This is a genomic window from Streptomyces sp. NPDC001292 (genome assembly GCF_042896465.1).
Taxonomy (GTDB): Bacteria; Actinomycetota; Actinomycetes; order Streptomycetales; family Streptomycetaceae; genus Streptomyces.
This window is the reverse complement of record NZ_JBIAXG010000071.1, coordinates 1-23,328: the sequence shown is the minus strand read 5'-3', so window position 1 is coordinate 23,328 and position 23,328 is coordinate 1. Positions and strand designations below refer to the sequence as shown.

Annotated in this window: 21 protein-coding genes, 1 pseudogene and 1 riboswitch; of the genes and pseudogenes, 12 read left to right on the top strand and 10 right to left on the bottom strand. The window is 71.1% G+C overall.

The features are described from left to right. The first annotated feature begins 9 nt into the window (after nucleotides 1–9). The 4 genes from ACFY4A_RS39670 to ACFY4A_RS39655 all read left to right on the top strand — a co-directional run bounded on the left by ACFY4A_RS39670 (nucleotide 10) and on the right by ACFY4A_RS39655 (nucleotide 3,771). Complete coding sequence (locus tag ACFY4A_RS39670) at nucleotides 10–747, top strand: MerR family transcriptional regulator (protein WP_390834177.1); 738 nt, start codon at nucleotides 10–12, stop codon at nucleotides 745–747. A gap of 80 nt (nucleotides 748–827) precedes the next feature. Further along, nucleotides 828–1,301, top strand: coding sequence for a bifunctional nuclease family protein (locus ACFY4A_RS39665; RefSeq protein ID WP_111002881.1), 474 nt, complete (start codon nucleotides 828–830; stop codon nucleotides 1,299–1,301). Between the two features lie 191 nt (nucleotides 1,302–1,492). Next, the gene (locus tag ACFY4A_RS39660; protein ID WP_390834176.1) at nucleotides 1,493–2,173 is read left to right on the top strand and encodes a MerR family transcriptional regulator; all 681 of its coding nucleotides are present in this window, start codon (nucleotides 1,493–1,495) and stop codon (nucleotides 2,171–2,173) included. A 161-nt stretch (nucleotides 2,174–2,334) separates the two neighbouring features. Further along, nucleotides 2,335–3,771 carry a DNA polymerase IV gene (locus tag ACFY4A_RS39655; RefSeq protein WP_390834174.1) on the top strand — a complete coding sequence of 479 codons (1,437 nt, stop codon included), beginning with the start codon at nucleotides 2,335–2,337 and terminating at the stop codon, nucleotides 3,769–3,771. On the opposite strand, the gene ACFY4A_RS39650 is transcribed toward ACFY4A_RS39655, so the two are convergent. Then, nucleotides 3,681–4,064, bottom strand: a complete 384-nt coding sequence (locus ACFY4A_RS39650; RefSeq protein WP_390834173.1) for a PRC-barrel domain-containing protein — start codon at nucleotides 4,062–4,064, stop codon at nucleotides 3,681–3,683. The two genes, ACFY4A_RS39655 and ACFY4A_RS39650, sit on opposite strands and share 91 nt — an antisense overlap. 113 nt (nucleotides 4,065–4,177) lie before the next feature. Continuing rightward, a riboswitch (glycine riboswitch) is annotated at nucleotides 4,178–4,272 on the top strand. A 176-nt stretch (nucleotides 4,273–4,448) separates the two neighbouring features. On the opposite strand from ACFY4A_RS39650, the gene gcvP reads away from it, so the two are divergent. Then, nucleotides 4,449–7,334 (top strand): aminomethyl-transferring glycine dehydrogenase, encoded by a 2,886-nt coding sequence (gene gcvP / locus ACFY4A_RS39645; protein ID WP_390834172.1) that lies wholly within the window; start codon nucleotides 4,449–4,451, stop codon nucleotides 7,332–7,334. Between the two features lie 50 nt (nucleotides 7,335–7,384). On the opposite strand, the gene ACFY4A_RS39640 is transcribed toward gcvP, so the two are convergent. Genes ACFY4A_RS39640 through modA form a run of 4 tightly spaced genes read right to left on the bottom strand, consistent with a single transcriptional unit; the run spans nucleotide 7,385 to nucleotide 10,668 of the window. Beyond that, nucleotides 7,385–7,804, bottom strand: coding sequence for a molybdopterin-binding protein (locus ACFY4A_RS39640; protein ID WP_390834171.1), 420 nt, complete (start codon nucleotides 7,802–7,804; stop codon nucleotides 7,385–7,387). A 59-nt stretch (nucleotides 7,805–7,863) separates the two neighbouring features. Next, nucleotides 7,864–8,955, bottom strand: coding sequence for an ABC transporter ATP-binding protein (locus ACFY4A_RS39635; protein WP_390834170.1), 1,092 nt, complete (start codon nucleotides 8,953–8,955; stop codon nucleotides 7,864–7,866). A gap of 46 nt (nucleotides 8,956–9,001) precedes the next feature. Next, a complete protein-coding gene (gene modB / locus ACFY4A_RS39630) occupies nucleotides 9,002–9,847 on the bottom strand; it encodes a molybdate ABC transporter permease subunit (protein ID WP_390834169.1) in 846 nt (281 codons plus the stop codon). Further along, nucleotides 9,844–10,668, bottom strand: a complete 825-nt coding sequence (modA, locus tag ACFY4A_RS39625; protein WP_390834168.1) for a molybdate ABC transporter substrate-binding protein — start codon at nucleotides 10,666–10,668, stop codon at nucleotides 9,844–9,846. The genes modB and modA overlap by 4 nt, the downstream gene beginning before the upstream one ends. A gap of 208 nt (nucleotides 10,669–10,876) precedes the next feature. Here modA and ACFY4A_RS39620 point away from each other — a divergent pair. Then, nucleotides 10,877–11,315, top strand: a pseudogene (locus ACFY4A_RS39620) (hypothetical protein). Nucleotides 11,316–11,319: 4 nt separating this feature from the next. On the opposite strand, the gene ACFY4A_RS39615 reads toward ACFY4A_RS39620, so the two are convergent. The 3 genes from ACFY4A_RS39615 to ACFY4A_RS39605 form a co-directional block, all read right to left on the bottom strand. Continuing rightward, complete coding sequence (locus ACFY4A_RS39615; protein WP_390834167.1) at nucleotides 11,320–11,715, bottom strand: molybdopterin-binding protein; 396 nt, start codon at nucleotides 11,713–11,715, stop codon at nucleotides 11,320–11,322. 66 nt (nucleotides 11,716–11,781) lie between these two features. Next, complete coding sequence (locus ACFY4A_RS39610) at nucleotides 11,782–13,731, bottom strand: amino acid transporter (protein ID WP_390834166.1); 1,950 nt, start codon at nucleotides 13,729–13,731, stop codon at nucleotides 11,782–11,784. Nucleotides 13,732–14,010: 279 nt separating this feature from the next. Then, the gene (locus tag ACFY4A_RS39605) at nucleotides 14,011–14,568 is read right to left on the bottom strand and encodes a hypothetical protein (protein WP_390834165.1); all 558 of its coding nucleotides are present in this window, start codon (nucleotides 14,566–14,568) and stop codon (nucleotides 14,011–14,013) included. A gap of 317 nt (nucleotides 14,569–14,885) precedes the next feature. Between ACFY4A_RS39605 and kdpF the strand changes: the two genes are divergently transcribed. The 5 genes from kdpF (at nucleotide 14,886) to ACFY4A_RS39580 (ending at nucleotide 19,717) form a co-directional block, all read left to right on the top strand. Continuing rightward, nucleotides 14,886–14,975, top strand: a complete 90-nt coding sequence (gene kdpF, locus ACFY4A_RS39600; protein ID WP_009326374.1) for a K(+)-transporting ATPase subunit F — start codon at nucleotides 14,886–14,888, stop codon at nucleotides 14,973–14,975. Nucleotides 14,976–14,983: 8 nt separating this feature from the next. Further along, nucleotides 14,984–16,645, top strand: coding sequence for a potassium-transporting ATPase subunit KdpA (gene kdpA / locus ACFY4A_RS39595; RefSeq protein WP_390834164.1), 1,662 nt, complete (start codon nucleotides 14,984–14,986; stop codon nucleotides 16,643–16,645). Next, nucleotides 16,645–18,768: a potassium-transporting ATPase subunit KdpB gene (gene kdpB, locus ACFY4A_RS39590; protein WP_390834163.1), complete on the top strand. Its 2,124-nt coding sequence runs from the start codon at nucleotides 16,645–16,647 to the stop codon at nucleotides 18,766–18,768. Before kdpA ends, kdpB begins: the two co-directional genes overlap by 1 nt. Before the next feature lie 5 nt (nucleotides 18,769–18,773). Further along, nucleotides 18,774–19,406, top strand: a complete 633-nt coding sequence (gene kdpC / locus ACFY4A_RS39585) for a potassium-transporting ATPase subunit KdpC (protein WP_390834162.1) — start codon at nucleotides 18,774–18,776, stop codon at nucleotides 19,404–19,406. A 101-nt stretch (nucleotides 19,407–19,507) separates the two neighbouring features. Beyond that, nucleotides 19,508–19,717 (top strand): hypothetical protein, encoded by a 210-nt coding sequence (locus ACFY4A_RS39580; RefSeq protein ID WP_390834161.1) that lies wholly within the window; start codon nucleotides 19,508–19,510, stop codon nucleotides 19,715–19,717. Nucleotides 19,718–19,977: 260 nt separating this feature from the next. Here the strand turns inward: ACFY4A_RS39580 and ACFY4A_RS39575 are convergent, their stop codons facing one another. Further along, a complete protein-coding gene (locus ACFY4A_RS39575) occupies nucleotides 19,978–20,184 on the bottom strand; it encodes a DUF5999 family protein (protein ID WP_281155090.1) in 207 nt (68 codons plus the stop codon). 388 nt (nucleotides 20,185–20,572) lie between these two features. Then, nucleotides 20,573–21,157 carry a hypothetical protein gene (locus tag ACFY4A_RS39570; protein ID WP_390834160.1) on the bottom strand — a complete coding sequence of 195 codons (585 nt, stop codon included), beginning with the start codon at nucleotides 21,155–21,157 and terminating at the stop codon, nucleotides 20,573–20,575. A gap of 555 nt (nucleotides 21,158–21,712) precedes the next feature. Between ACFY4A_RS39570 and ACFY4A_RS39565 the strand changes: the two genes are divergently transcribed. Then, nucleotides 21,713–23,230: a glutamate--cysteine ligase gene (locus tag ACFY4A_RS39565; RefSeq protein WP_390834159.1), complete on the top strand. Its 1,518-nt coding sequence runs from the start codon at nucleotides 21,713–21,715 to the stop codon at nucleotides 23,228–23,230. Nucleotides 23,231–23,328: the final 98 nt, after the last annotated feature.

Here is a 23,328-nt window from a genome sequence, read left to right as displayed (position 1 = left end):
GGAAGGTCCATGCGTCAATCACCGAGCGGCGGTACCGGGCACGGCACCGCCGCCACGGACAGTGGGCTGAAGAGCATCGGCACGGTGCTGAACGTGCTGCGTGACGAGTTCCCCGAGGTCACCGTCTCCAAGATCCGTTTCCTGGAGTCGGAGGGGCTCGTCGAGCCGCGGCGCACCCCCTCGGGGTATCGCAAGTTCAGCACGGACGACGTCGAGCGGCTGGCCCTGGTCCTGCGCATGCAGCGGGACCACTACCTGCCGTTGAAGGTGATCCGCGAGTACCTGGACGCCATGGAGCGCGGCGAGGCGGTCCATCTGCCGGCAGTCGGCCGGCAGCGTGACGGCGGATCCGTGCCGTCGCCGGCCGAGGCGCCCACGGCAGCCCGGATCGGGCGGGCCGAGCTGCTCGCCGCCGCCGGCATCGAGGAGGGGGAGCTCCGGGAGTGGGAGTCGTACGGGCTGCTCACTCCGTTGGCGGACGGGGGCTACGGAGCGGAGGCGGTGACCGTGGCCTCGCTCGTGTCCGAGCTGGGGCGTTTCGGGATCGAGCCCCGGCACCTGCGGGTGATGAAGGCGGCCGCCGACCGGGAGGCCGGGCTCGTAGACCAGGTGGTGGCCCCGCTCAAGCGGCACCGCAATCCGCAGACCAGGGCGCATGCGGAGGCCCGCGCCAAGGAGCTCGCGGAGCTCACGGTGCGGCTGCACGCGGTGCTGGTCCAGACCGCGCTCGGGGTGCGGCTGCCGTGAGCGGGCCTGAGACGGCCGGATCCTCCTCCCATGCCCGGCCCGACTACCCAAACGTCCCGGGCACCGCCTAGGGTTGCTGTGTGAACGAGCTCGATGTCGTAGGTGTCCGGGTCGAGATGCCCTCCAACCAACCGATCGTGCTCCTGCGTGAAGTGGGAGGCGACCGTTACCTCCCCATCTGGATCGGGCCGGGGGAGGCGACGGCGATCGCCTTCGCCCAGCAGGGCATGGCCCCCGCGCGACCGCTGACCCACGACCTGTTCAAGGACGTGCTGGAGGCGGTCGGCCAGGAACTCACGGAAGTGCGCATCACGGACCTGCGTGAAGGCGTCTTCTACGCCGAGCTGGTGTTCGCCAGCGGCGTCGAGGTGAGCGCCCGGCCGTCCGACGCCATAGCGCTGGCCCTGCGTACCGGGACGCCGATCTTCGGCAGCGACACGGTGCTGGACGACGCGGGCATCGCGATCCCGGACGAGCAGGAGGACGAGGTGGAGAAGTTCCGCGAGTTCCTCGACCAGATCTCGCCGGAGGACTTCGGCTCCAGCAGCCAGTGAAGCGCCCACATGAGCCACGGGAGACCGTCCCGCGGCCTCCCTCCGGGGCATTCGGATAGCCTTTCCCGGCGATGGGGTACGCAAAACCACTCTTAGGGTGATTATCACTCGGCGTGCCGAGTGTGGCGATCGTTGACGCACCCCTGGTGACTGCCTACCGTCGAGGAGGCAGGTCAAGGACGGAGGTCGGCGTGAGAAGCAGCGGCGACGGTACGGCTGGGGGTGCCCCCGGACGCAATGCCGGGGGAAGCGGTCCGTACCCTCCCCCGGGCTCCCGGCTCCGCCCGAGCGGGGGGTACACACCTCTCGGCGGCGCGGCCGGTCGTGCTCCGCAGCGACCGACGGCGCCGAGCAGCGGAGGGGCGGCGGCCATGGCGTCCGAACAGATCGGCTATCGCGGTCCGACGGCCTGCGCCGCCGCCGGCATCACCTACCGGCAACTGGACTACTGGGCGCGCACCGGGCTGGTCGAGCCGAGCGTGCGGCCCGCCCACGGGTCCGGCACCCAGCGCCTCTACAGCTTCCGGGACGTCGTCGTCCTGAAGATCGTCAAGCGGTTCCTCGACACCGGCGTGTCGCTGCAGAACATCCGTACCGCCGTCCAGCACCTGCGCGAGTGCGGTTTCCGTGACCTGGAGCGGACGACGCTGATGAGCGACGGTGCCACGGTGTACGAGTGCACGTCGCCCGACGAGGTGCACGCCCTGCTCCAGGGGGGCCAGGGAATCTTCGGCATCGCCGTCGGCGTGGTGTGGCGCGACGTGGAGAACGCGCTGTCGCAGTTGCACGGTGAGCGCATCGACACGGGGGAGACGCTCGTGGGGCACAACCCGGGCGACGAGCTCGCCCGGCGGCGCAACCGGGCCGTCTGAGCGGCCCCTCGGCCGGCTCCGGTCCTCCCGGTCACTGACCGACCGCCGACCGGCCCCATCCCGGCCCGATCAGCCCCCTCGGCCTGCGGACAGGCCTCGGGAGGACGTACGGCGCCGCCGGAACGGGGGCATTGTCAGTGGCGTGGTGCAGCATCGTAGATGTGAGAACCGCACCCACGATCCTCCACCTCGACATGGATGCCTTCTTCGCCTCCGCGGAGCAGGCGTCCAAGCCGAGCCTGCGTGGGAAGGCCGTGGTCGTGGGCGGGCTGGGACCGCGCGGGGTGGTGGCCACGGCGTCGTACGAGGCGCGCGTGTTCGGCGTCCACTCCGCGATGCCGATGGCCCAGGCGCGGCGGCTGGCGCCGAACGCCGCGTACCTCGTGCCGCGCTTTGCCTTCTACCGCTCCATCAGCGAGCGGGTGATGGGCCTGCTGCGGGCGCTGTCGCCGCTGGTGGAGCCGCTGAGCCTGGACGAGGCGTTCGTGGACCTGGAGGCCGGGGGAGCCGCCTGGGACGCGGAATCCGCCCGGCTGGCAGGGATGAAACTGCGCGCCGACATCCGGGCCGTCACGGGGCTCACCGGGTCCGTGGGGCTGGCCGCCTCCAAGATGCTCGCCAAGATCGGCTCCGAGCAGGCCAAGCCCGACGGGCTGGTGCTCATCGAGCCCGGCACCGAGCGGGCCCTGCTCGGTCCGCTGTCCGTGCGTACCCTGCCGGGCGTGGGCCCGGCCACGGGCGACCATCTGCGGCGGGCCGGGATCCACACCGTCGAGGAAATCGCCGAGGCCGGTGAGGACGAGCTCGTCCGGCTGCTCGGCAAAGCGCACGGGCACGCGCTGTACGCGATGGCGCTGGCCCACGACGAGCGTCCCGTCGTGGCCGAGCGCGAGACGAAGTCGGTGTCCGTCGAGGACACCTACGACGTGGACATCCACGACCGCGTCCGGGTGGCCCTGGAGGTGCAGCGGCTCGCCGACCGGTGCGTACGGCGGCTGCGCGGGGCCGGTCTGTCGGGGCGCACCATCGTGCTGAAGGTGCGCCGCTACGACTTCTCCACCCTGACCCGCTCCGAGACCCTGCGCGGGCCCACCGACGACCCCGCGGTGATACGGGAGGCGGCCGCCCGGCTGCTGGATTCGGTGGACACCACCGGCGGTGTACGGCTGCTCGGCGTGGGCGTGTCCGGGCTCGCCGACTACACCCAGGAGGACCTGTTCGCGCAGGCGGCGGGCGTGCGGGCCGCGGGCGCGGAGGCGGAGCGCCCGACCGAGGGGCAGCCGGAGGAGCCCGCCGAGCAGCCGCCGGCACCCACCGAGCGGCGGTGGCCGGCGGGCCATGACGTACGGCACGCCGCGTACGGCCACGGATGGGTGCAGGGCAGCGGCCTCGGCCGCGTCACCGTCCGCTTCGAGACCCCCCGCTCCGCGCCGGGTCGGGTACGCACCTTCCTCATGGACGACCCGGACCTGGAACCGGCCGAACCCCTTCCTCTGGTTCCGCCGGCTCAGCTCTCGTCCGGACCGGAGCCGGAGCCGGCCAGCTTGCCGAAGTGGTGGTCCGGAACAGCCGGTGGAGGCGCCACGTCGAGGCCGTAGTGGTGGTAGAGCTGCAGTTCCTGCTCCGGGGACAGATGGCGGCCCACGCCGAAGTCCGGAGCCTCCTTGATCAGCGAGCGGTCGAAGGGGACGCGCAGGGTGCCCTCGACCAGTTCGCTGGGCTCGAGGGGGACGAAGGCGTCCCGGGAGAACAGGCCGGTGCGTATGGCCGCCCATTCCGGCACACCGGTCGCGTCGTCGAGGTAGACCTCGTCCACCGTGCCGATCTTGTGGCCGTTGCGGTCGAACGCCTTGCGGCCGATCAGGTTGCGCGGATCGATCTCCGTCTGCACTGTCCCTCCACGTGGTCGCAACTCATCCGTAAGCACTACAAAAGAGCACATTCAGCGGTGCGGCCACTCGAAGACCCGTACGGCTGCCCCGCTGGTACGCTGGCAACGGCTGCTGACCCCGTGCGGGAGAGCCCTCCGGCACCACCGGAGGCGCCGAAGGAGCAAATCCTCCCCGGAATCTCTCAGGCCCACGTACCGCACGGACGAGGTCACTCTGGAAAGCAGAGCGGGTGTCGACGGCTTCCGCTCTCACCGACGGTGAAAACCGGGAGCCCTCGGGCAGCCCGGTGAAGCTCTCAGGTTGAGATGACAGAGGGGGAGGCCGTCGGGACACCCGCGCCGTGGTGTCCCTCGAAGGTCGTGTCAGACCAGGAGGCCTCCGCAATGACCGCCCAGCGCATTCCGCTCTCCGAGCTCGAACAGGGCATCCCCTTCGAACAGCGCCACATCGGGCCCGACCAGGAGGCGCGGGCCAAGATGCTCGCGCAGGTCGGCTACGGCTCGCTCGACGAGCTCACCGCCGCCGCGGTACCCGAAGTGATCAGGAACGCCGACGCGCTCGACCTTCCCGGCGGCCGCACCGAGGCCGAAGTGCTGGCCGAGCTGCGCTCCCTCGCCGACCGCAACCAGGTCCTCGGCTCGATGATCGGCCTCGGCTACTACGGGACGTTCACCCCGCCGGTGATCCTGCGCAACGTCATGGAGAACCCGGCCTGGTACACCGCCTACACCCCCTACCAGCCGGAGATCTCCCAGGGCCGCCTCGAGGCGCTGCTGAACTTCCAGACCGTGGTCGCCGACCTGACCGGTCTGCCGACCTCCGGCGCGTCCCTGCTCGACGAGGGCACCGCCGCCGCCGAGGCCATGGCGCTGTCCCGGCGCATGGGCAAGAACAAGAAGGGCCTGTTCCTGGTCGACGCGGACGCGCTGCCGCAGACCATCGCGGTCATCGAGACCCGCGCCGAGCCGACCGGCGTCGAGGTCGTCGTCGCCGACCTCAGCGACGGCATCCCGGCCGAGATCGCCGAGCGCGAGATCAACGGCGTGCTCCTGCAGTACCCGGGCGCCTCCGGCGCCGTGCGCGACCTGAAGCCCGTCATCGACCAGGCGCACCAGCTGGGCGCCCTGGTCACCGTCGCCGCCGACCTGCTCGCGCTGACCCTGCTGAAGTCGCCCGGCGAGCTCGGCGCGGACATCGCCGTCGGCACCACCCAGCGCTTCGGCGTTCCGATGGGCTTCGGCGGCCCGCACGCCGGCTACATGGCGGTGCACGAGAAGTTCGCGCGCAGCCTGCCCGGCCGCCTGGTCGGCGTCTCCGTCGACGCCGACGGCAACAAGGCCTACCGCCTCGCCCTGCAGACCCGTGAGCAGCACATCCGCCGCGAGAAGGCCACCAGCAACATCTGCACCGCCCAGGTGCTGCTCGCCGTCATGGCCGGCATGTACGCGGTCTACCACGGCCCCGAGGGCCTGCGGGACATCGCGCGCCGCACCCACCGCTACGCCACGGTCCTCGCCGAGGGGCTCAAGGCCGGCGGCTTCGAGGTCGTGCACGGCGCGTACTTCGACACGCTGACCGTCAGGGCGGAGGGGCGTGCCGCCGAGGTCGTCGCCGCGGCCCGCGAGGGCGGCGTGAACCTGCGCCTCGTCGACGCCGACCACGTCTCGGTCGCCTGCGACGAGACCACCACCCGGGACCGGCTGCGCACCGTGTGGGCCGCCTTCGGCGTCGGGGGCGACATCGAGGCGCTGGACGCGGTCGCCGAGGACACGCTGCCCGAGGCGCTGCTGCGCGCAGACACCTACCTCACCCACCCCGTCTTCCACCAGTACCGGTCCGAGACCGCGATGCTGCGCTACCTGCGCCGGCTGGCCGACCGCGACTACGCGCTCGACCGCGGCATGATCCCGCTGGGCTCGTGCACCATGAAGCTCAACGCGACGACCGAGATGGAGCCGGTCACCTGGCCGGAGTTCGGGCAGCTGCACCCCTTCGCGCCCGCCGAGCAGGCGCAGGGCTACCTCACCCTCATCCGCGAGCTGGAGGAACGTCTCGCCGAGGTCACCGGCTACGACAAGGTCTCCCTTCAGCCGAACGCCGGTTCCCAGGGCGAGCTGGCCGGTCTGCTCGCCGTGCGCGGCTACCACCGTGCCAACGGTGACGAGCAGCGCACCGTCTGCCTCATCCCGTCCTCCGCGCACGGCACCAACGCCGCCAGCGCCGTGATGGCCGGCATGAAGGTCGTCGTCGTGAAGACCGCCGAGGACGGCGAGATCGACGTCGAGGACCTGCGGGCGAAGATCGAGCAGTACCGCGAGCAGCTGGCCGTGCTGATGATCACCTACCCGTCCACGCACGGTGTGTTCGAGGAGCACGTCGCCGACATCTGCGCACAGGTCCACGAGGCCGGCGGCCAGGTGTACGTCGACGGCGCCAACCTCAACGCCCTGGTGGGCCTCGCCAAGCCGGGACACTTCGGCGGCGACGTCTCCCACCTGAACCTGCACAAGACCTTCTGCATCCCGCACGGCGGCGGCGGTCCCGGCGTCGGCCCGGTCGGCGTGCGTTCCCACCTGGCGCCGTACCTGCCCAACCACCCGCTCCAGCCCGACGCCGGCCCGGAGACGGGAGTCGGCCCGATCTCGGCCGCGCCGTGGGGCTCGGCCGGCATCCTGCCGATCTCCTGGGCCTACGTCCGTCTGATGGGCGGCGAGGGCCTCAAGCGGGCCACACAGGTCGCCGTGCTCAGCGCCAACTACGTCGCCAAGCGGCTCGAGCCGCACTATCCGGTGCTCTACACCGGTCCCGGCGGCCTGGTCGCCCACGAGTGCATCATCGACCTGCGCCCGCTGACCAAGGCGAGCGGGGTGACCGTGGACGACGTGGCCAAGCGGCTGATCGACTACGGCTTCCACGCGCCGACGATGTCGTTCCCGGTGGCCGGCACGCTGATGATCGAGCCGACCGAGTCGGAGGACCTGGCCGAGTTGGACCGCTTCTGCGATGCGATGATCGCGATCCGCGCCGAGATCGAGAAGGTCGGTTCCGGTCAGTGGCCCGCGGACGACAACCCGCTGCACGGCGCCCCGCACACCGCCGCCGCGCTCGGCGGGGAGTGGGAGCACGGCTACACCCGTGAGGAGGCCGTCTTCCCGGCCGGGGTCTCGGTGGCCGACAAGTACTGGCCGCCGGTGCGCCGCATCGACCAGGCCTTCGGCGACCGCAACCTCGTCTGCTCCTGCCCGCCGCTGGACGCGTACGAGGACTGAGCGAGCGGCTCACGGGCTCCCGGCCGACCCGGGCGGGAGCCCTCGCCGTGTCACACGGTGGCCAGGGAGACCTCGGTCGACTTGATCAGGGCGGTGACGTGCGTGCCCTCCGTCAGGCCGAGTTCGGTGACGGCGTCCCTGGTGATCGCGGCGGTCAACTCGCCGCCCTCCACGCCGACCCGGACGGACGCCATGGCCACGCCGAGGGCGATCCGGGTGACGGTGCCCGGCAGCCGGTTGCGAATGGACAGGCCCTCGACCGGCCCGGTGGCCAGGGACACCTCCGTCGACTTCACCAGGGCGCGCACGGCGCTGCCCTCGGTCAGACGCAGGTCCTCGACGGCGTCCCGGGTGATCGCGGAAGTGAGCTGTCCGCCTCCGTTCAGCCGCACGTGAACGAGGGCCATCGCCTCGCCGGGAGTGACGGCGGTGACCGTGCCGGGCAACTGGTTGCGCATGCTCAGGCTCATGGGCGTGCCTCGCGGGGGTGGGGGACGTGGTGATCACCCACCGTAGGACGGCCGGTGCCTCAGGCCGGGTAGGCGTGGGTCTGCGTCGCCTTGACGGTCGCCCAGACCCCCGCGCCCGGGTGCAGGTCCAGCTCGGCGGCCGCGACCGTGGTCAGGTCAGCGGTGAGGGCGAGTTCGCCGGCCAGGTCGGCGCGGATCTGGTCGCCGTGGGTCTCCAGACCGGCGACCTCGCAGCGCCACAGATTGCGCGCGCTGGCGCTCGTGGGGCGGTCCCGGAAGAGAGTGACGGCACTCGGCGGGAAGGCCACGAACACCGTTCCCGACAGCTCCTCGGTGGTGGTGATGACGGGACCGGCCTCGAGGCGGACGGCGTGGCCCTCCGCCCGCCCGCGGTAGAGGTTCAGGCCGACGAGCTGCGCGACGTAGTCGGTGCGCGGATGGCGGGCGATCTCCGACGGGGTGCCCTCCTGAACGACCCTGCCGTGCTCGACCACGACCAGCCGGTCGGCCAGCACCATCGCGTCCAGCGGGTCATGGGTGACCAGGACGGCGACGGCCTCGAACTCGTCGAGGTGCCGGCGCACCTGGGCGCGGACCTCCAGACGGGTACGGGCGTCGAGCGCGGCGAGCGGTTCGTCGAGCAGCAGCAGCCGGGGCCCGGTGGCCAGGGCGCGGGCGAGGGCCACGCGCTGGGCCTGGCCGCCGGAGAGGCGGCGGGGCTTGGCACCGGTGTGGTCGGCCAGGCCCATCCGGTCCAGCCACCGCGCGGCCTGCGCGCGGGCCTCCGCCTTGCTCGCGCCCCGGCAGCGCGGCCCGAAGGCCACGTTGTCCAGGGCCGACAGGTGCGGGAACAGCAGGTAGTCCTGGAAGACCACACCGACCGGGCGTGCCTCGGGCGGCGTGCGGTCCAGCGCGGCGCCGTCCAGGCGCAGATGGCCGCCGGTGAGCGGGACCAGGCCCGCCAGCGCGCGCAGAGCCGTCGTCTTCCCGGCGCCGTTCGGGCCGAGCAGCGCCACCACGTCGCCGGGGGCGGCGGTGAGCGCGATGTCGAGGCGGAAGGCGCCGCGGTCGACGACGAGGCGGGCGTCCAGGTCCTCCCCGGGCGCGGCCTCGGTTCGCACGCCGGCCGGGGTCCGGTCGATGTCGGTCATGAGATGAACGTCCTGGATGCGGGGCGGATCGGGAGCGGCGGCGGATTCATCGGGAGGCCGTCATCCAACGGTCCCGCAAGCCCGCCAGGACGGCGATCGACACCGCGAGCAGCACCAGGCTCAGGGCGATCGCCGCCGCCGGGTCGTTCTGCAGGGCCAGGTAGACGGCCAGCGGCATGGTCTGCGTACGGCCGGGGAAGTTGCCGGCGAAGGTGATCGTCGCGCCGAACTCGCCGAGCGCCCGCGCCCATGCGAGCACGGCGCCGGCGGCGATGCCCGGTGCGATCAGCGGCAGGGTGACCCGGCGGAACGCGGTGAAGCGGGAGGCGCCCAGCGTGGTGGCTGCCTCCTCGTACCGCGGGTCGGCGGCCCGCAGAGTGCCCTCGACGCTGATCACCAGGAACGGCATGGCCACGAACGCCTCCGCGACCACCACCCCGGCGGTGCTGAACGGCAGCGTGACGCCGAACCAGGAGTCCAGCCACTGCCCGACGACACCGTTGCGCCCCAGGGCCAGCAGGAGGGCCACACCGCCCACGACCGGGGGCAGTACGAGGGGCAGCGTGACCAGGGCCCGGACGAATCCGCGTCCGGGGAAGTCCGTACGGGCCAGCAGCCAGGCCAGCGGGACGCCGAGCACCAGGCTCACGGCGGTGGCGGCGGTGGCGCTGACCAGGGACAACTGGAGAGCCTGCCACACCTCGGCGCTGGTCAGCTGGTCCGGCAGGCTGCGCCAGGGGGCCCGGATCAGCAGGGCGAGCAGCGGCAGCAGCAGGAAGGCCAGGCCGACCAGGGCGGGGATCAGCAGGGGCAACGGCGCGCCGCCGAGGGCGCGGCCGCGCCGTGACCCGTTCTTCGGGGTCACGGCGCGGGCCTCGTCGGTCTTCGTCACGGCTTCAGGAACCCGGCCCCGGTCAGGACCTGCCGGCCCTCGGCCGACGTCACCAGCTCGATGAACGTCTTGGCCGCGGTGGAGTTGGGCGCGTTCTTGAGCAGGGTGATCGGGTAGTCGTTGACGGCCTCGGCCGACTCTGGGAACTCCACGCCCTGGACCCTGCCGCCGGCGGCCTTCACGTCGGTCTTGTAGACGAGGGCCGCGTCGGCCTCCTTCAGCTCGACCTTCGTCAGGGCGCTCTTGACGTCCTGCTCGTAGGAGACCGGGGTCAGCTCGAGGTGGCTCGCGTCCAGCACCTTCCGGGCGGCGGCGCCGCAGGGCACCGTCTTGTCGCACAGCACGACCTTCAGGCCGGACCTGGTGAGGTCCTTCAGCGAGGAGATCTTGTCCGGGTTGCCCGGCGCGGTCGCGATCTCGAGCTGGTTGCGGACGAAGGTGACCGGTGGGCCGGCCGCGTCCTGCTCGTCGGTCACGATCGCCATGGTCCTGGTGCTGGCGGCGGCGAACACGTCGGCGGGGGCACCGGAGGTGATGCTCGCGGCGAGGCTGTCGCTGCCGCCGAAGTTGAAGGTGACCTTGGTGTCCGGGTGCTGCTGCTCGAACTCCTTGCCGAGCGTGGTGAAGCTCTCCTTCAGCGAGGCGGCGGCGAAGACGGTCACGGTGCCGGACAGCTTCGGCACGGAGGACGCCGGCGTGCCGGATCCGGCCGAGGGCGGACCGTCGGAGGACGAGGTGGAGCAGGCACTGAGAGCCAGCAACGCCGCGGCCCCCGCGGCCCCCGACTGCAGCGTCCTGGTCCGTCGTGTGGAACGGGTCATCACGGTTCTACTCCTCTGGCTCCGCACGGAAGAAGCTGTCGCGCCCTGCCACGACCGGCCAGCGGCCGTGCGCCGATCATACTGCCGCAATTGCCAGGCGTAAGGGCCCCGTTGCATCGCATGAGCTGGCCATGTGCGGGGGACGGCTTGCATGTGCGTTTATACGGGGTGGTCGTTCGGGCACGGACCCTCAGGAGGTGAGTGGCCCGTGACACTCGCGGAACTCGACCCGACCGGCGACGTCGCCCGCCCGCCCCCGCCGACCGCGCGGGTAGCTGCTCGGGTGGCCGCAGCACCGGGTGGGAGTCGCCTTCGCATGCGCCACCAGCGGAGTGCAGCACCACCGGTTCACCGGCCCCGCCTGTACGGCGTGCTGTCCGCAGCGGGGCCCGTTGTGGATCCGGCCCGGCGCAACGACCGGCTGAGCCTCCTGATCGCGGCCACGGCCGCCGAGGCGGCATCACGCGTTGCTGTCGTGGGCCGAGATCGATCCCGACTTCGCCGACGCTCCGGTCCTGCTCGCGGTGACCATCGACGGCGCCGGTCCCCAGCCGGTCCTGCCGCAGGACCGCTGCGGCCCGCGGTACGTCAGCGGTGTCCGGGCGACATGCGGGGACGGCGGCCGTCGCGCGCGTGCCCGGGGGTGAGGCCCTAGGCGCGGTCGATGTGCACGTTCGTCGACTTCACGCGGGCGGTGGCCTCCATGCCGACCTCCAGGCCCAGTTCCTCCACGGCCTCCCGGGTCAGCAGGGAGACGAGTCGGTGCGGGCCGGCCTGGATCTCGACCTGGGCGGCGACGTCGCCGAGTTTGATGGCGGTCACGATGCCGGCGAAGGCGTTGCGGGCCGACGTGTACGAGGGGCCCTCCTCGCCGCCGCCGGTCCGGGCCAGCTCGACCGAGAACGCGGCGAGGTCCCGGCCGTCGATGAGCCGGCGTCCGCTGTCGTCGCGGTGGGTGACCATCCGGCCCGCGTCCGCCCAGCGGCGCGCGGTGTCCGGGCTGACGCCGAGCAGCCGGGCCGCCTGCCCGATCGTGTAGGACTGCATGCCGGTCACGATAGGGCCGCGGGCGGTGTGGGGCGTACCTGGGGACGGGCCGTTCGCGGGCGCGGCTCAGCCGGTGTGCACCCGCGGGCGCTTGGTGCGGTCCGGCTCCGCCTCGCGCAGCACCTCGCGCGTCACCGGCGCGACCTCGCCCTGGCCGAAGAGGAAGAAGCGCAGGAAGTTGGCGAACGGGTTGCCCTCGGTCCACTCGAAGTAGATGTGCGGGGTGCGGCCGGTCATGTCCCGGACGTGCAGGAGGAGCGCGGCCAGGGCGTTCGAGACGGACGCGGACTCCAGGGCCAGCACGCGGTAGCGGTCGTGCCTGACCTCGCCGTGCACGGCCAGGCCGGCCTCGAACTCCGAGGGGTCGGTGACCGTCACCTCGACGAAGACGAAGTCCTCCGTGGGCGGGATGTCGCTGTCGCTGCGGATCTGCTCGATCTTGTCGCGGTACTCGGCCTTGTCCTGCCGCTCGGGCTCCTTGGCGATGAACCGGATCTTGCGGCTGGCGATGTCCCTGACGAACCGTTCCGCCATGTCGTCCAGCGTCACGCTCGTCACCCGCAGCTCGAAGGAGCGGGCGAGCCGCGACAGCAACGAGACCAGGATGATCCCGGCGATGAAGCAGGCGCCGATCTTCACACCGTCGGGACGCTCGATGACGTTGACGACGGTCGTGTAGAGGAACACTGCCGAGATGACCCCGAACGCGATGGTCCAGTTGTGCTGGCCGGCCCTGCGGGCGGCGATGGTCACGGCGATCGCCGCGGAGCTGATCAGCACGAGCACGCCCGTGGCGTACGCGCCGCCCTGCTTGTCGACGTTGGCGTCGAAGATCCAGGTGACCAGGAAGCCGATCAGGGTGAAGACGATGACCATCGGGCGGACCGCCCGCGCCCAGTGCGGGGCCATTCCGTAGCGGGGCAGATACCTGGGCATCAGGTTGAGCAGACCGGCCATCGCGGAGGCGCCCGCGAACCACAGGATCAGGATGGTCGAGACGTCGTAGACCGTGCCGAAGGTGTTGCCGAGGTACTCGTGCGCCAGATAGGCCAGGGCGCGGCCGTTGGCCTGGCCGCCGGCCTTGAACTCCGGCGCCGGGATCAGCAGCGTGGTGATGAAGCTGGTGGCGATCAGGAAGCAGCTCATGATCAGCGCGGCCGTGGTCAGCAGCTTCCTGGTGTCCCGGATCCGGCCGGTGGGCCGCTCCTCGGTGTCGTCCGGGTTGCCCCGTACGTGCGGCATGACGGCGACGCCGGTCTCGAAGCCGGACAGGCCGAGCGCGAGCTTGGGGAAGACGAGCAGGGCCACGCCGACCATCAGGAAGACGTTGCCGTGCTGGGCGGTCAGGGCGCCGGTCCAGTCGGTGACCACATGGCCGACGGCGAGGACGTGCCACATACCGACGACCACCACGACGGCGTTCAGCGCGAGATAGATCCCGACCAGGGCGAAGGCGACGCCGATCGCCTCCACGAAGCCCTTGAGGAAGACAGCGCCGAGCAGCGCGATGAGCAGGAGCGTGATCAGCATCTGGTGGCTGTGCAGCGCGGCCGTCAGATGCGGGTTCTCCACCAGGTGGGTCGATGCGTCCGCGGCCGACAGCGTCATGGTGATCAGGAAGTCGGTGGCGGCGAAGCCGAGCAGGGTCAGCACGAACAGTTTGCCCTGCCAGAACGACAGCAGCCGCTCCAGCATCGCGATCGAGCCCGCGCCGTGCGGGCTCTCCGCCGCCACCCTGCGGTACACCGGCAGCGCGCCCGCGAGGGTGACGAGGACCAGCACGATGGTGGCGATCGGTGACAGCAGCCCGGCCGCCAGCGCCGCGATGCCCGGCTGGTAGCCGAGTGTCGAGAAGTAGTCGACGCCGGTCAGGCACATCACCCTCCACCACCGCTGTCCCGTGTGCGGCGGCTCCGGCGGGGCGTGCGGGGCCTGCTGAACGCCCTTGCCCATGTCGGACAGGCCCTCCAGCATCCAGGCGCGCAGACGACTGGGAGGGTGCTCGGTGGTCGCCATGCCCCTGCTCCTGAGATGTGGCTCGCGTGTCGACCGGGCCATCACGGACCGGGCCATCATGTGAACAGGTCACCAATGTATGCGGAGAGTAACGCAGGCGTTCACAAGTACCCAGGTGAGCAGCGGTCAATCTTCTGTCAAAAGGGGCCGTGGCGACCCCGAGGTCACTTCATGACCAGCGGACACACATGTTTCGCCATGCCGTGGGCCATCCGGGGGGAGCGCGCCTTGGGCCGTCCGGGGAGACAGGGCAGCGGAGCCCGGAGTGGACACCCAGCGTCATGACTCCAGTCCCGAGACCCGGAACACCGCCAGCGCGGTCTCCCGGTCCACCTGCTCGGAGATGTCCCGCAGTTCGTCCGTCCCGCACCGGAGCCGTCCCGCCGCCACGCAGTGCCGGGCGTCCTCGTCGAGGCGGTGCCAGACGTCGGGATGGTCCACCAGGACCTCGGGATCCAGCTCCACCCGCCCGCCGAGGGAGTCCAGCAGCACCAGCCGCCGGCAGACACCGTCGACCGCGCGCACCGACACCAGCAGGTCGGTGCGGACCAGGCGGCTGCGCAGCAGCGACCGGGAGGCGATCCAGCCCCGGCCGGCGCGGACGCGGGGCGGGCACAGCACCACGAAGAGCAGTACCGCGAGCGTGAGCCAGAGCGCCCCGCGCCACCAGGTGAGGCTGCCCGTGCCCCAGTCGATCAGGAGCAACAGGGCGAGCAGCGTCAGGGAGCAGCAGACCGAGGTGCGCAGCTCCCGCCCCCACGGGTGGGTGCGGGCCGTGCGGCCTGCTTCCCGCGCCACCGGGTCCGTGCCGGCCAGCTCGTCGTCGCGGTGTCCCATGTCCTCGACGTTAGAGCCCCCCGAGGGCTTCGGCACCTGACCTTGACACGCCCCTGACGCGCCCGCGCCGGTTCTTGACGCCACCCCGCCGACGTGGCCGGGTGGCGCGTCGTCAGGGCTTCGTCAAGGGTGGGTGTGCCGCCGTAAGGGAGCCGTCAACGGTGGTCGGAATCGGGCAGAGGAGGTCGTTTCCTCGAATGGTTGATGTCCGTTCGCCTCTCATTCCAGGAGTTCGCGATGGCCGATGTGGCCTTCGTCGTCGTCACGCTCGCGGTGTTCGCGCTCGTGGCCCTCGCCGTCAAGGGGGTGACGAAGCTGTGACCGCCGAGAACGTCGTCGGCCTGGTCGTGGCCGTCGCCCTGCTGGGCTATCTCGTCCTCGCCCTGATCTTCCCGGAGAGGTTCTGAGCAGCGTCATGAGTCCCGTACTCGCCGGAGTGCTCCAGCTGCTCGCTCTCATGGCCGCACTGGCGCTCGCCTACATACCGCTCGGCACCTACATGGCCGGCGTCTACCGCGCGCAGCGCCACTTGCGGGTCGAGAGATGGGTCTACCGGGCCGTCGGCGCCGATCCGGACGCGGAGATGCGCTGGCCCGCGTACATCCGCGCCGTGCTCGCCTTCTCCCTGGCCGGTGTTCTCTTCCTGTACCTGCTCCAGCGGATCCAGGGCGTGCTGCCGCTCTCGCTCGGCTTCCGGTCCGTCGGCCCCGCCCAGGCCTTCAACACCGCCGCGTCCTTCGTCACCAACACCAACTGGCAGTCGTACTCCGGCGAGCAGACCATGGGGCACGTGGTGCAGACCGCGGGTCTCGCCGTACAGAACTTCGCCTCGGCGGCTGTCGGCATGGCTGTGGCCGTGGCCCTGGTGCGCGGCTTCGCCCGGTCCCGCACCGGTGAACTGGGCAACTTCTGGGCCGACCTGGTGCGCGGCATCGTGCGCATCCTCCTCCCGCTCGCCGTGGTCGCCGCGATCGTGCTGGTGGCCTGCGGGGTGATCCAGAACCTCTCCGGGATCCACGAGGCCGGTCAGTTCTTCGGCGGCGCGCAGCAGTGGAAAGGCGGCGCGGTGGCCTCCCAGGAGGCCATCAAGGAACTGGGCACCAACGGTGGCGGCTACTTCAACGCCAACAGCGCCCACCCCTTCGAGAACCCGACGCCCTTCTCCAACCTCTTCGAGATCTTCCTGATCCTGGTGATCCCCTTCGCGCTGACCCGGACCTTCGGCGTCATGGTCGGCTCGGTCCGGCAGGGCTACGCGATCCTCGCGGCGATGGCCACCATCTGGCTCGCCTTCGTCTCCCTGCTGATGTGGACCGAGTTCGCCCACCACGAAGGCGCGCTGCGGATCGCGGGCGGCGCGATGGAGGGCAAGGAGGTCCGGTTCGGCATCGGCGCCTCCTCGATCTTCGCGGCGTCGACCACGCTCACCTCGACGGGCGCCGTCGACGCCGCGCACTCCTCGCTCACCGGGTTCGGCGGCGGGATCGCGATGCTCGGCATGATGCTCGGCGAGATCGCGCCCGGCGGTGTCGGCTCGGGCCTGTACGGCATCCTGATCATGGCCGTCATCGCCGTCTTCATCGCCGGTCTGATGGTCGGGCGCACACCCGAGTACCTGGGCAAGAAGATCGGCTCCCGAGAGATCAAACTGGCCGCCGTCTACATCCTCATCACCCCGGCGCTGGTGCTGGTGTTCAGCGCCTTCGCGATGGCCCTGCCGACCCCGCCGCACTCGGCGCTCAACCCGGGCGCGCACGGATTCTCCGAAGTGCTCTACGCCTACACCTCGGCCGCGAACAACAACGGCTCGGCCTTCGCCGGTCTGAACGCGAACACCGACTGGTTCAACACCACGACCGGGCTCGCCATGCTGCTCGGCCGCTTCCTGCCGATGGTGTTCGTCCTCGCCCTGGCCGGTTCCCTGGGCGGGCAGCAGCCGGTGCCCGTCACCGCGGGCACGCTGCGTACCGAGAAGCCGCTGTTCACCGGCATGTTGGTGGGCGCCGTCCTGATCGTCGTCGGTCTGACGTACTTCCCGGCCCTCGCGCTGGGCCCGCTCGCCGAGGGGTTGGCGTGATGACCACTTCCACACACAACCACGGGGACTCCATGTCCGCAGTCACCAGGACCCGGGCACCGCACAGCGACGTGCCCACCGGGCACCCGTCCGGCCAGGGCCGGGTCGGTGCCGGCCTCTTCGACGCCCGGCAGCTGGTCAGGTCGCTGCCCGACGCCTTCCGCAAGCTCGATCCGCGGGTGATGGTCAAGTCACCGGTGATGTTCGTGGTGTGGATGGGCTCGGTGCTGACCACCGCCTTCTCCGTCACCCGGCCGGGCGACTGGTTCGGCTGGGCGATCAGCGCCTGGCTGTGGCTGACCGTCGTCTTCGCCAACCTCGCCGAGGCGGTCGCCGAGGGCCGTGGCAAGGCGCAGGCGGAGACCCTGCGCCGGGCCAAGACCGACACCGTGGCGCACCGGGTGGACGGGACCGAGGTCCCCGGCACCGAGCTGCGCGTCGGCGACCTCGTCGTGTGCGAGGCGGGCGACGTCATCCCGGGCGACGGGGACGTCGTCGAGGGCGTCGCCTCCGTCGACGAGTCGGCCATCACCGGCGAGTCGGCGCCGGTGATCCGCGAGTCCGGCGGTGATCGATCGGCGGTGACCGGCGGCACCAGGGTCCTGTCCGACCGTATCGTCGTCAAGATCACCACCAAGCCCGGCGAGACCTTCATCGACCGGATGATCGGCCTCGTCGAGGGCGCCGCGCGGCAGAAGACGCCCAACGAGATCGCGCTGAACATCCTGCTGGCCGCGCTGACGATCGTCTTCCTCCTCGCGTGCGCCACGCTGCCGCCGTTCGCCGACTACGCGGGCACGCACCTGACCATGGTGGTGCTGGTCGCGCTGCTGGTCTGCCTGATCCCGACGACGATCGGCGCGCTGCTGTCGGCCATCGGCATCGCGGGCATGGACCGGCTGGTCCAGCGCAATGTGCTGGCGATGTCGGGGCGGGCGGTCGAGGCCGCCGGCGACGTGTCGACGCTGCTGCTGGACAAGACCGGCACGATCACCCTCGGCAACCGAAGGGCCGCGGAGTTCGCCCCGGTGCGCGGTACCACCGCCGCCGAGCTGGCGGACGCCGCCCAGCTCTCCTCGCTGGCCGACGAGACGCCCGAGGGCCGTTCCGTGGTGGTGCTGGCCAAGGAGAAGTACGGGCTGCGCGAGCGGCACCAGGGGGAGCTCGCGGGAGCCGAGTGGATCGCGTTCACCGCCCAGACACGGATGTCCGGCGTGGACGTGGACGGCCGCAGGATCCGCAAGGGCGCGACGGGGTCCGTCATCGCCTGGGTCGAGGAGCAGGACGGGCGGATCGCCGAGGACGCCGACCGCCTCTCGAAGGAGATCTCCGCGGCCGGCGGCACACCGCTGCTGGTCGCCGTGAAGGACCAGGGCGGGGCCCGGGTCCTGGGTGTCATCCATCTCAAGGACGTGGTCAAGAACGGCATGCGGGAACGCTTCGCCGAACTGCGCCGGATGGGCATCAGGACCGTCATGATCACGGGTGACAACCCGCTGACCGCCCGGGCGATCGCGGACGAGGCCGGTGTCGACGACTTCCTCGCCGAGGCCACGCCCGAGGACAAGATGGCGCTGATCAAACGCGAGCAGAGTGGCGGCAGGCTGGTCGCGATGACCGGTGACGGCACCAACGACGCGCCCGCGCTGGCCCAGGCCGACGTCGGCGTGGCGATGAACACCGGCACGTCGGCCGCCAAGGAGGCCGGCAACATGGTCGACCTCGACTCCGACCCGACCAAGCTGATCGAGATCGTCGAGATCGGCAAGCAGCTCCTGATCACCCGCGGCGCGCTCACGACGTTCTCCATCGCCAACGACGTGGCGAAGTACTTCGCGATCATCCCGGCCCTCTTCGCCGCGGTCTACCCGGGTCTGGACAAGCTGAACATCATGCAGCTGTCCTCGCCGGACTCGGCGATCCTGTCCGCGGTCGTCTTCAACGCGCTGGTCATCATCGCGCTGGTGCCGCTCGCCCTGCGGGGTGTGCGCTACCGGCCGACGAGCGCGGACCGGATGCTCCGCCGCAACCTCGCGGTCTACGGCCTCGGCGGGCTGATCGCGCCCTTCATCGGAATCAAGCTCATCGACCTGATCATCTCCCTGATTCCCGGGATCGGCTGACGCACATGAACCAGTCCCTTGTGAACACCGGCCGACTGCTGGCGGCGGGCCTGCGGGCACTGCTCGCGCTCACCCTGCTCACCGGCGTCGTCTACCCGCTCGTCGTCACGGGCGTGGCCCAGGCCTTTCTCGGGCACCGGGCGAACGGCTCCGAGGTCAGGGAGGGCGGCCGGGTCGTGGGCTCCTCACTGATCGGCCAACAGCACTACGGCCTCGACTACTTCCAGCCGCGCCCGGCCGCCGGGCTGGGCACCAACACCCTGAACACCCAGTACAAGCTGCTCATTTCCGGCGCCACCAACCTCGCCGCGAACAACCCCGGGCTGGTCAAGGCGGTCGAGCAGGCGCGGGCCGAGGTGGTCAGGGTCAACTCCACGTCCGACTACAAGGTGAAGCCCTCCCAGGTTCCGGCCGATGCCGTGACCTCCTCGGGTTCGGGTCTGGACCCGGACATCTCCCCGGCGTACGCGCTTCTCCAGGCGCACCGGGTGGCGGAGCGCAACCACCTGGCCGTCGCCCGGGTCGAGCACCTGGTGCGGGAGCACACCGAGAGCCGCACCCTCGGCTTCATCGGCGAGCCGCGGGTCAACGTCCTCCAACTCAACGTCGCGCTCAGGGAACTGACCACGGGCCGCTGACGGCCCGCCCACGGCCCGCGCACCCTTGTCCCCTTCCGGAGCCGCACCTGCAGTGCGGCTCCGGAAGGTTCGCCGTCAGTGGCGAAACGCTCACCCTCGTCGTGGACATCCGCACGGACGACGTGCCCCCGCCCACGGTCACGGCTCCGGACCGGCCGGCGAGCGGCGTCCCGGCGGCGACCGGGGTCCGCGCGGCCGGCCCGGACGTGATCGCCTTCTCCGCCGAGGGCGCGGAGGGCACGCTGGCGCTGGCCGAACTCGACGGGCGCCATCTGTCCACCCAGGTCGCGGCCGGCTTCACCGGGCGGTGATCGGCATGTACGTCACCGAGGGCAGCGCGGCCTTCGACTGGTTCGACCACCAGCCGCGGCATCCGCGCCGTCCCGCCGGTGGCTGACCGCGACCGAGGGCCGTGTACCGCCGGTGACGGGCGGCACCCGGACGGCGATCGTGTCACCGGCCGACCACCGGGAGTGGCCGGCCCCGGACATGCGTCGGGGCCGGTTCGCGCGGGCGTGCGCGCCGGCCCCTGGTGATCCGCGGGCGGTTCGCCGAAGCCGCCCGGTGGTGCTCAGGCGGCGGTCACCACCCGGTCGGCGCCCAGCGGGCGGTGCGGGGCGATGATCTGGCCGTCCGGCAGGAGCTCACCGGTGTCCTCGAAGAACAGGACGCCGTTGCACAGCAGGCTCCAGCCCTGCTCCGGGTGGTGTGCCACGAGACGGGCGGATTCCCGGTCGGCGGAGTCGGCTGACGGGCACGGTGGCTGGTGCTGGCACATTGAGGGGATCTTTCGCTCTGTCGTGTGATCGCTGTCGGCTGTCGTGCGTGTTCCGCGGCTGATGGTGTTCTCCATGGCCGCCCCCCGTTTGTCGAGTCGGTCAAAACCAGTGTTCCCCCACGGGCCTGATTCCGCAGGGATTTCGCAGCACCGCTTCTCACCCGTAGGAGACGCGTCACACGCACGAGCGGTTCATCCCGACAGCACCGCCTCTTCGGGTGGTTCGCACTGGCCGGATGGGGCTAGTCCGAGCGGACCCCCGGTCGCGAACGCCGGTCATGCGAGCGGGTCTCGCCCGGTACGAGCGTGTTCAGCGGCTGAACGGCGTCGTACCCCGCCGCCGGGGACTCCGGCAGCGGGGTACGACGCCGATCGGCAAGGCGGGAGGTCAGGCGGGGGAGCCCATGAGCCGGATCGGAGTCACCCGATGGGTGAGGACCGGGAGCAGGTCGGCGACCTGGTGCGGAAGGTGGGCCGCGATACCGGGCGGGGCCGGCGCGAGCGGCACGAGCAGGTCGGTGGCGGCCGGGTGGCCGGTGGAACCGTCGTCGGAGAGGTCGCCGTGCAGCCACAGCGTGAGCATGTACAGGCTGGGCATGGACAGCAGGCGCGGCTGGTACGGCTGGCTCATGGCCTCCGCCTGGCGCAACGCGCGCTCGGTGGAGGTGACGTAGGGGCCTTCGAAGAAGTGCGAGAAGGTCCAGCCGTCGGGGGTCAGCATGGTCTCGGCCGCGGCCACGGCGTGGTCGCCGCAGCGGATCAGGAAGCGCCATCCGGCCAGCCTGGTCGCGGAGATTCCCTCGGGGGTGATCCGGTCCAGGACGTGCACCGGCAACGGAAGCTCGGGGGTCGCGGGCTCCTGGGCGGAGCGAAGCGCGGGTGACCCGGCCTCGCGGACCGCGGTGGGGGAACCGAGTGCCGTGAGGACGGAACGCAGGGCGGGCGCGGGAGCCGGGGGTACATGCAGCGGCATGGTGGGTCGCCTCTCATTCGACAGGCACGGTGGCGCGAGGGCGGGCTGGGTGCGGACGGCGTTGTCAGCTCTCAGGGCAGGAGCAGGCTGCAGCCGGGCTCTGGTGAGCGAGGGGTGCGGGGCGCGGCCTGCCTCACGGGCTCCTGACGGTGTTCAGGGCTGGGGGCGCCAACTTCTGCCGTGGTGCAGAGTTTATACGACAAATGTTCAGATGGTGTTTCGCCTAGCTGTTTTTCATGTGAACGGCAAGAGTCTATTCGGACGGAGTCAATCGGGAATCATCCCCGCTCCGCGTCAGCCGTATCGCGATGACCTCGAGTTGTGCCCGCACGGCGGTCGGCCTGATCTTGTCGGCGTTTTTCACGAGTTCCGTCGGGTACCCGAAACTGCTGGCTGCCGCATGCCCCGTGAATGTGCCTCCGGTCACACAGGACCAGAGTAGTCGGTGCGGGGCGGGAGCGGGACGTTATCGATCGCGTTGGCGGGGCATCATCCCACCTGACCGGGACCCCGGCGGCCGGATCTTCGGCCCGCCTTGCGAGGAGGGACGCTGCGATGGGGGAGAAGGTCGTCGCCGGCCAGTTGGACCTGTCGGACCGCAACCGCTACCGCGACAAGCTGCGGCGGTGCCTGACGGGGCTGGAGCGGTTGCTGGACGAGAAGCGGTTCGACCGGCCCAAGAACCTCATGGGGCTGGAGATCGAATTGAATCTGGTCGGCCCCGACGGCATGCCGAAAATGCTGAATGCGCAAGTTCTCGAGCGCATCGCGAGTCGCGACTTCCAAACAGAACTCGCCATGTTCAATCTGGAAGTCAACATCGCCCCACACCGCTTGGGTGGCCGGGTATTCGACCAGCTCGCCGAGGAGTTGCGGACGTCGCTGGCATATGCCGACCGGAAAGCCGGTGAGGTGGACGCCGGAATAGCGATGATCGGTATTCTGCCCACCCTCGGCCGGGACGACCTGGTCTCCTCCAATCTCTCCGACGTCGACCGCTACGTGCTGCTGAACGATCAGATCGTGGCGGCCCGCGGCGAGGAGTTCACCCTCGACATCGACGGCGTGGAGCATCTCACCTGCACCTCGAAGTCCATCGCGCCCGAGGCCGCCTGCACCTCCGTGCAACTGCACCTCCAGGTCACCCCGGGCCGTTTCGCGGACGTGTGGAACGCGGCTCAGGCGGCCTGCGCCGCGCAGATAGCCGTCGGCGCCAACTCGCCCTTCCTCTTCGGGCGCGAGCTGTGGCGGGAGTCGCGGCCGCCGCTGTTCCAGCAGTCCACCGACACCCGCCCGCCCGAGCTCCAGGCCCAGGGCGTGCGGCCGCGCACCTGGTTCGGCGAACGGTGGATCTCCTCGGCGTACGACCTCTTCGAGGAGAACCTGCGCTACTTCCCGGCCCTGCTGCCCATCTGCGACGGCGAGGACCCCCTCGACGTGCTGGACGCGGGCGGCGTGCCCAAGCTGGCCGAGCTCGTCCTGCACAACGGCACCGTCTACCGCTGGAACCGTCCGGTCTACGACATCGCGGACGGCGTGCCGCACCTGCGCGTGGAGAACCGGGTGCTGCCCGCCGGACCCACCGTCACCGACGTGATCGCCAACGCGGCCTTCTACTACGGCCTCGTGCGCGCCCTGGCCGAGGAACCCCGCCCGGTGTGGACCCGGCTGTCCTTCCAGGCCGCGGCCGCCAACTTCGATGCAGCCTGCCGGCACGGCATCGACGCCCGGTTCACCTGGCCCCGGCGCGGGCGGCACTCCGGCACGGCCGAGGTCGACGCCGTCACCCTGGTCCGTGACGAACTGCTTCCGCTCGCGGAGGCCGGACTGACCGCGTGGGCTGTGGAGCGCGCCGACCGGGACCTGTATCTGGGCGTGATCGAGGAGCGGTGCCGGCGCCGGACCAACGGCGCGGAGTGGCAGGCCGCCACCTTCCACCGGGCACTGGAGCACGGGCTGGGCCGGGAGGCCGCCCTGGCCGCCACCACCCGGCGCTACCGCGAGCTGACGAAGTTCGGCGAGCCGGTCCACACCTGGCCGATCGGTCTGCCGGAACCGGTCCCGGCCGGCTAGCTAGTGCTGTGACCGGGAAGGTTTGCCGGGAAGCTCGCGGCGTCCGGTGCCGGGGGCACCTCCCACGCCCTTCAGGCAGTGGGGGAGCATCGCAAGGC